General features: G+C 66.1%; 4 protein-coding genes and 1 pseudogene (1 of these 5 running past the window's edge). 2 read left to right on the plus strand and 3 right to left on the minus strand.

The features are described from left to right. Positions 1-10812: the 3' end of a non-ribosomal peptide synthase/polyketide synthase gene (locus AC1TPF_RS09145; RefSeq protein WP_482143589.1), read on the plus strand. 23076 nt of this gene lie to the left of the window's left edge; only the last 10812 of its 33888 coding nucleotides appear in the window; its start codon lies off the left edge, out of view; its stop codon occupies positions 10810-10812. Positions 10813-10843: 31 nt separating this feature from the next. Here AC1TPF_RS09145 and AC1TPF_RS09150 read toward each other — a convergent pair whose 3' ends face one another. Next, positions 10844-12577 carry an HNH endonuclease signature motif containing protein gene (locus tag AC1TPF_RS09150; protein ID WP_482144065.1) on the minus strand — a complete coding sequence of 578 codons (1734 nt, stop codon included), beginning with the start codon at positions 12575-12577 and terminating at the stop codon, positions 10844-10846. A gap of 273 nt (positions 12578-12850) precedes the next feature. Continuing rightward, positions 12851-13027: pseudogene (locus AC1TPF_RS09155) on the minus strand (IS481 family transposase); the annotation flags it as partial. A gap of 123 nt (positions 13028-13150) precedes the next feature. Here AC1TPF_RS09155 and AC1TPF_RS09160 point away from each other — a divergent pair. Continuing rightward, positions 13151-13342, plus strand: coding sequence for a hypothetical protein (locus tag AC1TPF_RS09160; protein ID WP_482143591.1), 192 nt, complete (start codon positions 13151-13153; stop codon positions 13340-13342). Here the strand turns inward: AC1TPF_RS09160 and AC1TPF_RS09165 are convergent. Next, positions 13339-14256, minus strand: a complete 918-nt coding sequence (locus AC1TPF_RS09165) for an esterase/lipase family protein (protein WP_482143592.1) — start codon at positions 14254-14256, stop codon at positions 13339-13341. The genes AC1TPF_RS09160 and AC1TPF_RS09165 overlap by 4 nt on opposite strands. Positions 14257-14554: the final 298 nt, after the last annotated feature.

A 14554-nucleotide genomic window follows, 5' to 3' on the forward strand; every position in this document is an offset into this window, starting at 1 on the left:
GCGGGGGAGCGGCCATCCGGTCTGCCGGAGGACGTCGAGGTACTGGATCTGACCGCGCTCGACACCTCGTCGGTCTCGGCGGATGCGATCGATGACAGTGCGCGGTTGGCGCCGCTGCGTCCGGAGAACACCGCGTACGTCATCTACACGTCCGGTTCGACCGGACGGCCCAAGGGTGTGGCCGTATCGCATGCGGCAATCGTCAACCAGCTCAACTGGATCAACGCCCAGTTCCGGCTCGGCACCGACGACGCGGTGCTACTGCGTACCCAGGCCACCTTCGACCTGTCGGTCTGGGAGTTCTGGTGGGCACCGGCCGCAGGCGCCCGTCTGGTGGTCGCCGAGCCGCAGGGGCATCGGGATCCGGTCTACCTCGCCGGGCTCATCGAGCGCACCGGCGTGACCGCTGTGACCTTCGTACCCTCACTGCTCGGGGCTTTCCTGTCGGACGCCCGGTCCGCGCAACTGACATCGCTGCGCCACGTGCTCTGCATCGGTGAGGCATTGACCCCCGATGTGGTGCACCGGTTCCGGCAGCTGACCGCCGGGGCCACCGCGCCGGAGTTGCACAACCTGTACGGGCCGACGGAGGCCGCTGTCAGCGTCACGCACCAACCGGTGCCTGCCACGATCGGTTCCGCGGTTCCGATCGGCCGTCCAGAGTGGAATACGCAGATCTACGTTCTCGACACCCGCCTGCAGCCGGTGCCCGACGGGGTGACCGGTGAGTTGTACCTCGCAGGCGCGCAACTCGCCCGCGGGTATCAGGGACGCAGTGACCTGTCCTCCGAACGGTTTGTCGCCAACCCGTTCGGCGGCAACGGAACCCGGATGTACCGCACCGGTGACCTGGCCCGCTGGGTCACGGTCGCCGGCGATGCCCCCACGCTCGAATACGTCGGGCGCAGCGACTTCCAGGTGAAGGTCCGCGGATTCCGCATCGAACTCGGCGAAATCGAGCGTGTCCTGCTGCAGTCGCCGCAGGTCGAGGCCGCCGTCGTGACCGTCCACAGCGATCCCCAGGTGGGGGAGCAGCTGGTGGCGTACCTGGTCACCGAAGGCACCGGAGCGCCGGACACCGGCGCGATCCTGGCGGCCGCCGCCGAGGAATTGCCCGCCTACATGGTGCCTGCGCTGGTGGTATCGCTCGACGGGCTGCCACTGAACATCAACGGCAAACTCGATCGAAAAGCGTTGCCGGAACCGGTGTTCGCCAGCACCGAGGGCTATGCGCCGCCGCGCACGCCGGTCGAAGAAATCGTGGCATCGATCATCGCCGACCTGGTCGGTGTCGAACAGGTCGGAGTCCACGACAGCTTCTTCGTGCTCGGTGGCAACTCGCTGACCGCCACGCGTGTGGTGGCCCAGATCAACGCCGCAGTGGGATCGAATCTCGCCGTCCGTGACCTGTTCGTCGAACCGACTGTCGCCGGGTTGGCTGCATTGGCCGAGCGGGCCGACGGTGGCCGCGACCGACCACCGCTGGTGGCCGGGCCGCGTCCGGACCGGATTCCGCTGTCTCCGGCCCAGAGCCGGATGTGGTTCATCAACCAATTCGACACATCGTCACCGGCGTACAACATCCCCGCCGCGATCGCGATGTCGGGTGAGCTCGATGTGGCAGCGCTGCGCGCCGCTGTCGCAGACGTGGTGTCCCGCCATGAGATCCTGCGGACCCGGTACCCCGACGACGGCCACGGACCGCAGCAGCTGATCGTCGACGTCGACGACCTGCCCGAGTCGGCGTTGGCCCTCGAGCTCCACGATGTCGCCGACGACAACGATCTCCCCGTTCGGCTGCGGGCCCTGATCGGCATCGGATTCGATGTGACCGAGTCGATTCCGGTGCGGATCGCACTGCTGCGGCGCGAGGAGACCGAACACGTACTGGTGATGGTGATCCACCACATCAGCGGCGACGGCTCGTCGGTCGCCCCGCTGGCCCGCGACATCATGGTCGCCTACACCGCCAGAACTGCAGGCAGCGAGCCCAGCTGGTCGGCGTTGCCGGTGCAGTATGCCGACTACGCCCTGTGGCAGCGCGCGGTACTCGGCGAGGAAACCGATCCCGAATCCCTCGCCGCACGTCAGATCGGGTACTGGACAGAGCAACTCGACGGCATCCCCGATGTCATCGACCTGCCGCTGGATCGACCCCGGCCGCCGGTGCAATCGACGGCCGGAGCCGCCTTCGAGTTCGAACTCGATGCGACTGTGCGTGGCGGACTGCAGCGAGTGGCAGCGGGGCACCAGGCGACGATGTTCATGGTCTGCCATGCGGCGTTGGCCGTGCTGCTGGCCCGCTCCGGCACCACTGACGACATCGTTGTCGGTACGGCGATCGCCGGGCGCGGTGAAGCCGAACTCGATGATCTGGTCGGCATGTTCGTCAACACCCTGGTGTTGCGGACGCCCGTCGAGGCGGGTGAGCGGTTCAGTGATCTGCTGGCCCGGACCCGCAGCACCGATATCGCCGCGTTCACGCATACCGAGATCCCATTCGAGCGTCTGGTCGAACACCTGGCGCCGGAGCGGGAGACGTCCTACGCGCCGCTGTTCCAGGTCGCTCTGGCATTCCAGAACAACGAGCGGGCTGTGCTGGAGCTTCCGGGTATGCGCGTCTCGGGACTCGAATCATCCACACCGACAACCAAGTTCGACCTGCAGCTGACGCTCTCCGATACCGTCGACGAGGACGGCAACACCGGCCTGTCCGCACAGTTCACCTACGCCACGGCGTTGTTCGATCCCGAGACGATTGCGGCCCTGGCGCAGCGCTTCAGTGCGATCGTGGCGGCTGTGGCCACCGATGCCGACATCCGGGTTGGCGATATCGATCTGCTCGGGGCCGAGCAGCGGGCCGCGCTCTCGCCGGTCACCGGGGCTCCGGATGTACCGCCGCGCACCATGATCGAGATCTTCGACGATGCGGTGGCCGCACACCCCGACGGTGTTGCCCTCGTCTGTGGCGACACCTCGGTGACCTACCGTGAACTCGACCGCCGCGCCGGCCGCCATGCCGCCCGGCTCCGCGATCGCGGTGTCGCCCCGGGTACGCCGGTGGCGCTCGCCATCGGCCGCTCCATCGAGTCCATGACCGCCTTCTGGGCGATCGTGAAGTCCGGCGGCGCGGTGCTGCCGATCGACCCGAATTATCCCGCCGAGCGCATCGAGAACATGGTCGCCGACGCGGACGTGCGGATCGGACTCACCACGGGCGACCTCGTCGACCGGCTTCCGCAGCGCACCACGTGGCTGCCGCTGTCAGAAGGTCCCGAGACCGATGACGGCGAATCTGCAGGCGCACCTGTCACGGTGTCGCTGGACGACCTGTCGTATGTGATCTTCACGTCCGGTTCGACCGGTCGGCCCAAGGGTGTCGGCACCACACACCGTGGACTGGCCAACCTGATCGCCGAGATGGCGCCACGTTTCACCGTCACGAAGTCATCGCGGGTCCTGCACTTCGCGTCCCCGAGCTTTGACGCGTCGATCTTCGAGATCATGATGGCCGTGACATCTGCCTCGACCCAGGTGATCGCACCGCCGACGATCTTCGGTGGCTCCGACCTGGCGCGGCTGCTCGCCGACAACCGGGTGACACATGCCTTTGTGACACCCGCAGCCTTGGCCACCGTGCCGGCCGACGGCCTCGATTGCGTCGAGATGATCGCTGTCGCAGGCGATGTGTGCCCGCCCGAGCTGGTTCGGCGCTGGGCGCCGGGCCGCTCGATGTTCAACCTGTACGGACCGTCGGAGGCCACCATCTGGTCGACCTCGACCGCATCGATGGATCCGGAGATGCCGGTCACGATCGGCGGACCGGTCACCGGTGTCCGTGCGCTCGTGGCGGATTCGCGGTTGCAGCCGGTGCCGCTGGGCGTGGCCGGGGAACTGTATGTCTCCGGTGCCTCGGTGGGCCGCGGATATCTCGGCAGGCCGGAACTGACGGCCGGTCGTTTTGTGGCCGATCCGTACGGTGAGCCGGGGGCGCGCATGTATCGCACCGGCGACGTCGTGCGGTGGAAGCAGCTGTCCTCGGGCCGGCTCGAGCTGGAGTTCCTCGGGCGTAGCGACCACCAGGTGAAGATCCGTGGTTTCCGGGTCGAACTCGGCGAGATCGATGCCGCGCTCGGCGATCACCCTGATGTCGACTTCGCCGTGACCATCGGGCACCGCCATCCGCACACCGGCCAGACGGTGTTGGTGGCATACGTGTGCCCGCGCCCCGGTCGGAGCGTGTCGGTGGCAGATCTCGGTTCGGCTCTGGGGCAGCGACTTCCCGGACACATGGTGCCCTCCTCGATCACAGTCCTGGACTCGGTTCCGTTGACGCCGGCAGGCAAGTTGGATCGCCGAGCGCTACCCGAACCGGTCTTCAACGCGGACTCCGATGCCTATCGGGCGCCGAGCACCGACATGGAACGGCGACTGGCAGAACTGTTTGCCGACGTGCTGGGTGCCGAGCGCATCGGCGTCGACGACTCGTTCTTCGCGCTCGGTGGCGACAGCATCGTCTCGATCCAGTTGGTGTCGCGGGCCCGGGCCGCGGGCATCGTGTTCACCCCGCGTGATGTCTTCGACCGGCGGACCATCGCCGAACTGGCACACGTGGCCCAGTTCGAGGCAGACGCACAGATCCAGATGCTGGCCGAATTGCCCGGCGGTGGTGTGGGTTCGATGCCACTGACCCCGATCATGCGGTGGCTCGTCGACAGTCGGCGTGAGTACCGTGAGTTCTCACAGGCCAGCTTCCTAACCCTGCCCGCAGACCCCGGCGCCGACCGGTTGCTCGCCGCGCTCGGCGCAGTACTCGACCGGCACGACGCGCTCCGGTCCCGCCTGGTGTCCGGCGACGGACCGGCACATCTCGAGATCGGGGCTGTCGGCTCCATCGATCCGCGGTCGGTGCTGACCCGGGTCGAGTTCACCGCCGTGCCAGGGAGTCCCGAGTTCGTCGAGACGACCCAGGCAGCGGCGGCCGAGGCGATTGCGCGCCTCGATCCGGCGACCGGCTCGATGATCCAGGTGGTCTGGTTCGATCCCGCCCCGAACAGTCCGGCCGGTGTCACCGGACGGCTCTACGTACTCGTTCATCACCTGGTGGTCGACGGGGTGTCGTGGCGGATCCTGCTGCCCGACCTCGCTGTGGCCTGGGGCCAGAGCGAAAACGGCGGCACCCCACAGCTGGCCGAGGTCGGTACCTCGCTGCGCGCCTGGGCCACCGCACTCGTCGATTCCGCCACGCAGCACAGAGACGAGATCGACTACTGGACAAAGATCGTCGAGACCGAAGATCCGGTCCTGGGTACCCGGCGCATCGATCCCGACCGGGACACCGCGGGCACCATCAAGCGAATCGACCTCGAGTTCCCCACCGCGGTGACCGAGTCGATGCTCACCGGCGTGAGTGCCACCTACCGCGGTGGCGTGAACGATGCGCTGCTGACCGCGCTGGCAATGGCCGTGCGGGCCTGGCGGTCTCGTCGCGGTTCGGATGCCGGCACCATCCTCATCGATCTTGAGGGTCACGGTCGGGAAGAAGATGCGGTGGGCGGTGCCGACCTGTCACGTACCGTCGGCTGGTTCACCTCGATGTACCCGCTCGCGCTGGATCTGACCGGAATCGACCTCGAAGACGCGTTCGCTGGAGGGCCCGCTGCCGGCGGCGCCGTCAAAGCGGTCAAAGAGCAGCTGCTCGCGGTCCCGCAGGCCGGTATCGGTTTCGGTCTGCTGGAGTACAGCGGTGATGATCGGACCCGCGGGCTCGCCGACTACCGTGGTGCCCAGATCGGGTTCAACTATCTCGGCAGGGTAGCCGCCGGACAAGACGACAACACCGATATGGCAACCGATTTCGGGTGGCAGCGGGCGAAAGATGGTGGCCCGCTCGGCGGTGCGCAGGATGCGGGTATGGTCGCGCCTGCCGTGCTCGGCATCAACGCCGTCACCACCGATCACCCCGACGGTCCACGGCTGTCGGCGTCCCTGGCCTATGCCGGCGGGATCCTGGAATCCGACGACGTCCGCGAACTGGGTGACCTGTGGGCGCAGGCGGCCGCTGCTCTCGCGGTGCACGACCAATCTTCGGCCGCCGGCGGCCTGACCCCGTCCGATGTGCCCCTGGTCCGGATCGGACAGGACGAGATCGAGGCACTCGAGGGAGATTTCCCCACGATCGAGGACATCTGGTCGTTGGCGCCGCTGCAGATGGGCATGTTGTTCCACGCCGAGGTCGCCGATCAGCACGTCACCGACATCTACACCGCCCAGATCGTCTTCGACCTGGCAGGCGCGGTGGATACCGATCGGATGCGCAAGGCCGTGCGCGCGCTCATCGATCGAAACCCCAACCTGCGGGTGGGTTTCCGGCACGTCAAGGACGGTTCGCCCGTGCAGTTCGTGGCGGCCGGTGTCGAGGCACCGTGGCAGCTCGTCGATCTGTGCGCCGAATACGGTGACGATCGCGCCGCTGCCGACCGCGAGGCCGAGCGCCTGCTGTTCGAACATCGCAGCGCCCGGTTCGACATGTCGGCGCCGCCACTGGTGCGCGTGATGATGTTGCGGATGGGGCCGGACGAGGGCGGCCAAGAGCGTTACCGGATGTCGATGACCAACCATCACATCCTGCTCGACGGTTGGTCTGGGCCGTTGCTGATGGAGCAACTCTTCGTCCTCTACGCCACCGGTGGGGACGACACCCATCTGCCGCGGAACCGGTCGTACCGCGACTTCCTGGTCTGGCTCGCCAAACGTGACCCGACCGCGGCGATCTCGTCGTGGCAGCAGGCGCTCGACGGACTGGAGTCGCCGACGCTGCTGGTCGCCGACACCGTGGCCGCCGATGCCGGTGACACCGTGCCGATCGAGATGGCGCTCGACATCAGTCCGCGTACGTCGAGCGGTCTGGCCGACCTCTCGCGGGAGCGCGGCATCACGATGAACACGTTGGTGCAGGCTGCCTGGGGCATCGTGCTCGCACGCACGCTGGGTAGCGACGACGTGGTCTTCGGTGCGACGGTCTCGGGCCGGCCGCCTGAGGTGACCGGCGTGGAATCGATCCTCGGACTGTTCATCAACACGATCCCGGTGCGGATCAGGCTGGGCGAACGCGAGACGATCCTCGGACTGCTCGAACGGATCCAGTCCGAGCAGGCAGGGCTGCTCGACGCCCACCATGTCGGTCTGCCGACCATTCAGCGTTCCGCCGGCCTGCCGGTGCTCTTCGACACGTTGACGGTCTTCGAGTCGTACCCGGTCGATCGGACCCGTCAGCAAACGGAGTCCGGCATCGATGGCATGTTCATCGCGGGAGCACAGATCAACGACGCCTCGCATTACCCGGTTACGGTTCTCGCACAGTCGGATCCGGATCTGGCGCTCACGCTGAAGTATGTCCCGGCGCTGGTGGCCGGTGACCGGGCGGAGACGCTTGCGCGCCGGATCGCGGCGGTCCTCGACACCATCGCGCAGGCGAGCTGGACGCCGGTGCGTGAGCTGGACTTGCTGGACCAGGACGAAGTGACTGCGCAATTGCAGACCTGGAACGCCACCGATCGGCAGATCCCCGACCGCACCGCGATGCAGCTGTTCGCCGATCAGGTGAAGGCCACGCCTTCTGCAATCGCCTTCCAGGACAACAGCACCGAACTGACATTCGCCGAGTTCGACGCGCTGACGAACCGGCGTGCCCGGGCCCTGATCGCTCAGGGCATCGGACCCGACAGCATTGTCGGCATTGCGATGCAGCGCGGGCTCGAACAGGTGGCGACGGTCTACGGAATCCTCAAAGCCGGCGGGGCGTACCTGCCGCTGGACATCGAGGGCCCGGACGACCGGTTGCGGACCGTGGTGAGCGATGCCGGCGTGCGTTGCGTCGTCGCAAGCGCTGATCTGCTGAGCCGTCTGCGGTCAGCACTGCGCGGTGTTGTCTGCGTGGATCTGACGGCACCCGATCTGCAACCATCCGATGCGAGTGCACTCCGGGACACCGAGCGGCGTGGACGCATTCATCCGGAATCGCTTGCGTACGTCCTGTTCACCTCCGGGTCGACCGGTCGCCCCAAGGGTGTCCAGATCACTCAGCGGGCGTTGGTCAACCAATTGCGGTGGATGGCCGCCGAACACCACTTCTCGGCCGACGACGTCGTGCTGCACAAGACGCCGTTCACCTTCGACGCCTCGGTGTGGGAGATGTTCGCACCGGCTCTGGTGGGTGCCCGCACGATTGTGGCCCCACCGCAGGCACATCGGGATGTCGACGAGCTCGTGGCACTGATCGCCCGCCATGCGGTGACGATCGTGCAGTTCGTGCCATCGGTGCTGACAGTCTTCTCACAGCTGGCCACACCCGAGACCGTCTCGACACTGCGGCTGGTGTTCAGCGGCGGCGAGGCGCTGCCGCTGCCGCTGGCCACACGGGTTGCCGCACTCGCAGATACGCGAGTGATCAACCTGTACGGACCCACCGAGGTCACCGTTGATGCCACGTCGCAGGTCGCGGCGACCGGTGCCACTGAGCAGACCATCTCGAATGTCGAGGCCGACATCACCCCGATCGGCGCGCCCGTGTGGAACACCCGGACCGTGGTGCTCGATCGCTGGTTGCGTCCCTGTGTGGTGGGAGCTGTTGGTGAGCTTTATCTTTCCGGGCAGCAGCTCGCCCGCGGATACCTCGGACGGCCGGATCTGACCGCTGAGCGGTTTGTGCCGTCGGTCCACGGCCCGGCAGGTTCGGTGATGTACCGGACCGGCGACCGGGTGCGGCGACTACCCGACGGCACCCTCGACTACGTCGGACGTGTCGATTTCCAGGTGAAGGTGCGCGGCCTGCGCATCGAACTCGAAGAGATCGAAACGGCGTTGGCCCGCCACGACACGGTCGAGCAGGCCGCTGCCGTCATCCATACCGACGGGGGCCGCCAGCAATTGGTGGGCTACGTCAGTCCACGCGCCGGACACGATGTCGACCCGGCCGCGATACGCGAACACGCTGCGCGAATGTTGGCCTCGTACATGGTGCCCGAGACGATCGTGGTGCTCGACGAGTTCCCGCGTGGACGCTCCGGCAAGATCGCCCGCCGCGAATTGCCGTTGCCCGAGGCCGTCTCGACGGCCGGGCGCGCCCCGGAGACCGAGTACGAACGACTGCTCTGCCAGATCGTCGCCGACGTCGTCGGGGTCGACGAAGCCGGAGCCGATGACTCGTTCTTCGAGCTCGGAGGCGACAGCATCATGGCGATGCAACTGGTGAGCCGGGCGCGCAGTGCCGGCCTGAGGTTCACCGCCCGGGACGTCCTGGAGTTGCGCACCATCGCCGCACTGGCCGCGGCCGCATCGACCACAACTGCAACAGCAACTGTCGGCGAGATCCCGGGAGATGTTGCCGCCCATACGCGTATCGCACCGTTGAGTCCGGTTGCCGCGAAGATGATCGAACGCGGTGGCGACCACCGCCGGTTCGTGATGCCGATGGTTGTCAACCTGCCCGTGGGTGTGACCGAAGACGACATCGTCGCGACGATGAGTGCGGTGACCGATCAGCACGACGCGCTCCGCTCGCGGCTGGACAGCGATGAACGCACTCTGGTGATCGCTCCTGCCGGTGGCGTCGACGTCAGGTCGCTTCTGTCGCGGGTGGAGCTCGCCGGTGATGCACGTCCGGGGGAGCCGGGATACCAATCCGCACTGCGTGATGCGCTGTTCGACGGTGTCGACCGCGTGGATCCCGAGGCCGGGGTCATGCTGCAGTTCGTGTGGCTGGACGCGGGTCCGGACGCCACCGGCCGGTTGCTCATCGTCGCCCACCACCTCGTCGTCGACGCGGTGTCGTGGCGGATCCTGGTCGCCGACATCGCAACTGCGGGTTCGCAGGTCTCTGCCGGTGGGGCAGTGGATCTACCGGATGCCGGCACCACCTGGACCGAGTGGTCCGTCGCACAGCACGCCCAGGCCGGATCTCGCCGCGGCGAGCTCGACCACTGGTCGGCGGTGCTCGGTGGGGAGGACCCGGCTCTGGGTGCGCGCCGTCTCGACGTCACCCGGGATCGGGTGGACCTGCAAAGCCGCACGGAGGTCGAGATTCCGGCCGAGATCGTCGAGCCGCTGTTGGCGGCGGCAGGCGCCGATGTCACGGTGGCCGACCAGTTGGTCGCCGGACTCGCGGCAGCCGTTGTCGGGTGGCGACGCGATCGTGGTTACCAGATCAACAACGCCCTGCTCACACTCGAGGGTCACGGCAGGCAGGAAGCGGTTGTGCCGGGTGCCGACCTGTCCCGGACCGTCGGCTGGTTCACGTCGATGTTCCCGACCCGGATCGACCTCGACGGCATCAACATCGAAGAGTTGTACGCCCGGGCAGAAATCGCCGAGGACGTACTCACCCGCACCCGGGAGGCCATGGCGGCCAACCCGGAGCGCGGGATCGGATACGGGATGCTGCGCTATCTCGATACCGAAGGCGCCCAGGCTCTCTCGGGGTTCGCCGACCCGCAGATCGTCTTCAACTACATCGGGTTGATCCCCGGCGGCGGTGACGTGCCTGCCGAGGTGGCCCGCGCGCCGTGGTTCCCCGACGTCAACGGTCCGGATCTGGGCAGCACCGATGACGCCGAGGTGATCGCACGTGGCAACCGGATGCCGGCGCAGGCAGAAATCGACATCCAGTCGATGGCCACCGCAGGGCCGGACGGGACCGTGGTCCGCGCCTACGTGACCTATCTGCCGGACGTACTGGACCGCGACGATCTCGATGAGTTGGTCGCGCACTGGATATTGGCACTGCGGGCCCTGGCCGAACGCTCCGTTCACTGACCCTGAGGTCCGGTGCGGACGGCGACAACGCCTAGTAGGTCGGTGGCGGTTCGTTCCTTCCTCGCTCGTCGCGCAGTGCCTGGTTGTGTTGTTCCTGCAGTTCGCGCTGTCGACGGTTTGCCAACCGTTCCTGTTGGCGGCGTGCGTGTTTGGTAGCGGTCCGTGTCTGCGGCCTGCGCGATGACGGTGGTGGCGGTGTCCGTGGCGATGATGCGCCCGGTGAACCGCGTTGATCGAAGACGATCAGCCTCAACGTCGGGAACAAATCATTACCGGTCCAGGCCGGGCCGTGGTAGTGACGGCTTTCGGGGGTGGTGACGATCAGGCACGTTCGCCCGGTCGTGGGGTCGGGGTATTGATCATCAAGCCAATCGGAGTAGGTCTTGAGTAGATGGTGAAAGCGGCACAGTGTCTTCATCTCCGAGGGATGGGTGCAGCCACCCGCATCTGGACAGGCGTGGTCGTATTCGTGGGTGTGATCCAGGTCGGCGCCCCAGGCTTTGTGCTCACAGCCGGGCCACATGCAGTAGATGTCGCGGATGCGGAGGTAGCTGTCCAGGACTGCCGAAGGGCGGTACTTGTCGCCGGGTTGGGTGGCCGGCAGCGGGACTGCTTGCAGGAACGGTGCTTCGGTCACGTCGGCAGTGTCAGGGAACTCGTCGAGTGTGGGGTTCTGTGGCCCACGCATGTTCACCGTGCGTCGAGCTTCGGCAGGTGGTGGCGGCTCGGTGACCGGTGGTTGCACGGGCCCTGTATCCGCAGATGCTGGTGCAGGTGCAGGTGGTGCCGACTGTGGTTGTGCTGGTTCCGATTGTGCCGGGCTCGGTTGTGCAGGTGCAGGTGCAGGTTCGGCAGTGTGCGGCTGGACAGGTTCGGTCTTGTTGCCCATCGGGCGGGTGACGGTTTCCGGACGAGCCGCGATATCGCGCACATGGTCGCCGGAGATGACGCCATGCCCGTCGAGATAGCCCGGATCCTCGGCACGGCCGTCGAGGGTGGCCTGATCGGTGATCACATGCATCACGATCTTCACATCCACACCGGAGATGACCTGATCGGCGGGGACGGTGATGATCTCGGCGGTGCAGGGATGTTTCGGATCGTTGGGGCATTGACAGTAGAACTCGCGGCCCATCACCGTCGCGAACAGAGCATCGGCCATCCGATCAGCTTTGCGGCGCGGATCAGCTTTACAGGTCGCCATGGCCAGCTTTTCCAAGCGGGCCATGATCATCGTGATCTCTTCAGCCGTGCCGTGCGCGTCCATCACCGCCATCCCATGGTCGGCATTCGACCCCCACACCCCACGATTCTTCTTCGCGTCTTCGCGAGCCTGCCGTACCAGGTCGGGGTCGCGGCGGAAGATGATGGCATCAACCATGTCTCGCATCCGGCCCTTCGACCACGATCCCTGACGAGCAAGCGCTTCGGCGATGGCCTGATCGATTTCGGCGCGATGGGCCGACCCGTCGATCAACTCGGTCCGAGCAATAATGTCGGGAATGTGATGGGCGGCAACCCGTCCCGCCCGCAGTAGCGCGTTGACCGCGGGCAGACGATCGCGCAGCGCCACCCCGCGATGGACTTGCAACTCTGCGGCCTGCTGGGTCAGCCCCTGAGCTATGGCCAGTCTCGCCGCGCATTGGGTGAACGGATCAAGGGCCCGCAGTTCATCGTCGGTGCCGACTGTTGGTTCCACCAGCTTGCGATGGACCATGGCCGCGGCGGCATATCGCTGCCATTCCATCCGGCTTTGCTGTGCCATCGCGAGTGTGGTGGTGTGCAGCAACTCGTTGACGTCCAGCGATCGACAGGGCCGATTTCGTCGTCCCCACCTGCATCTTCGATCTCCCCTTCGAACATACATGCGAGCATAAACGAGGGGTACGACACATCGATTGTGATGTCTCAGGACATCGGTGACAGTTGTTGTGTCGGGACATCGGTGACAGTTCACCGGGTTTTGGGTTGCAGGCCGCTGGGTTTGCCGTTGCCGACGTATTTCATTCCTGGGGCGGGTCGGGGTGTGCTCGATGGTTTTCGGGCGACGCGAGCGCGGTTCCAACGCTGCCGCGTGTCCTTCAGTGGTGATGCGAGCGCGGATGGCGTAGAACGTTTTCCGACGCAGGCCATGCTCGGCGCAGAAGGTGGTCACCGCCCCACGTGGGGCATCAGGGGGCCATTGCGTGATCGCAAGACGAATACGGGGATCGATGGGTTCATTCCTCGGCACCAACCCAGTCGAAGCGTCGGCACCAGACCTCGATTACCCGGGGCCAAGTGTCACCACCAACACCACTAGAAGTGTTACCGATGTACTGATGTAGAACTGTCACCGATGTCCCGAGACATCACAGGTGCGACAGGCGATTTCGCTGCGGCGAGCGGACTGCGGAACACCGGCGCTTGGCTCGTCCTGCTGCTGGCCGGAGTCTTCGAAGTCGGCTACGCACCGAGCGTCGGAGGCAGCCAGGAATTCAGCGTCGTGGGCTGGTCAGTATCCGCGCCGTCCCCACCCCTGCGACACTAGGGGCAAGGGGCGGGATGTGTCGCGGCGTATCCCGGATCCAACGCGTCGAGCGTGAGCCACATCGCGCGGGGGTTGCTGGTCATCTGCATGTGGTCGACTTCTGCTGCGGGGCAGCCGTCCTGAACCCAGACGTTCCGCACTGTATGGCCGGGGGAGGGCATGAGGAAGGCGTTCTCGGCCGGTGTGACCATCATGTCGTCACGCGTCGCGATGGCGATGTACTCGACGCCGGGCCGGGTGTCGCCGCCTTCATTGAGGTCGCCGAGGAACGGCGAACCGGCCATCTGTTCGACGTAGGAGGGACCGACTGCGACGTTGGACAGCGCGATGACCGGGATCCCGAGCAACTGCGCGATGGCACCGAGTCCCTGGTTCAAGTGGAAGCTGGTGCCGTGATTGGTGCCGGCCAGACTAATGAGCGTGTGCACCGAGTTCTGCGCCGGATTGTCGATGTCGGTGCCGCCCGCATTCTTCAAGTATTCGCGGGCCACCAGGGCGCCCTGCGAATGGCCGATCAGATCGACCTGCGCGGCACCGGTTTGCGTCCGGACCTGTGCGACGAAGCCGGCGAGCGTCTGCGCGGACCGGACCACGGTGTCGCCGCCGACCAGATCGAGAAGGTTCTGGCCGGAGCCCGGAACACTCTTCCCGTAGTTGAGGGCGTAAACGCAGTAGCCCTCGTCTTTCAGTATGGGGGCCAGGGTCTTCCACGTGGTGTCCATGTCGGCCCAGGTGCCGTGCACGAGAACAACCGGACGAGGGTGCTCTGCGGACGGAACGCACGATGGGTCATTGGCGCCCTCAGGTGATCGCGCAGGCGCGGCCTGCGCAGGCGCGCCAACGCCGACGTGAGCGCCGATGCTGAGCAGGACAGCAACAGCCAACGCGCCGATCGGGCGCCGCCAATCACGCATCAATGTGCTACCTCCAGCTGCGATATGTCTTCGAAGAATCGGTTGTTCCCTGTATTTCATGATCGCACGCCGACTATTCGGGGTTACAACTCCCCTGGTTGCGGATTTGCTGTTGTGCATTTTCGCTGCGAAGGTGCCGCTATTGTCAGTATTCGGCTTCCGCCTATTTCTGATGACAATCTTTCGCGTCGACACAGTTTTGAAACTGTGAGCGAATTGACACCACGAGCCCTTCGCCCACGTGACCGAAAGCCCTGCGCGTCCGGTACGCGGGGTCAACCCGTCCGATCCACCGTGG

The sequence above is a fragment of the Williamsia sp. Y853 genome, assembly GCF_056786495.1.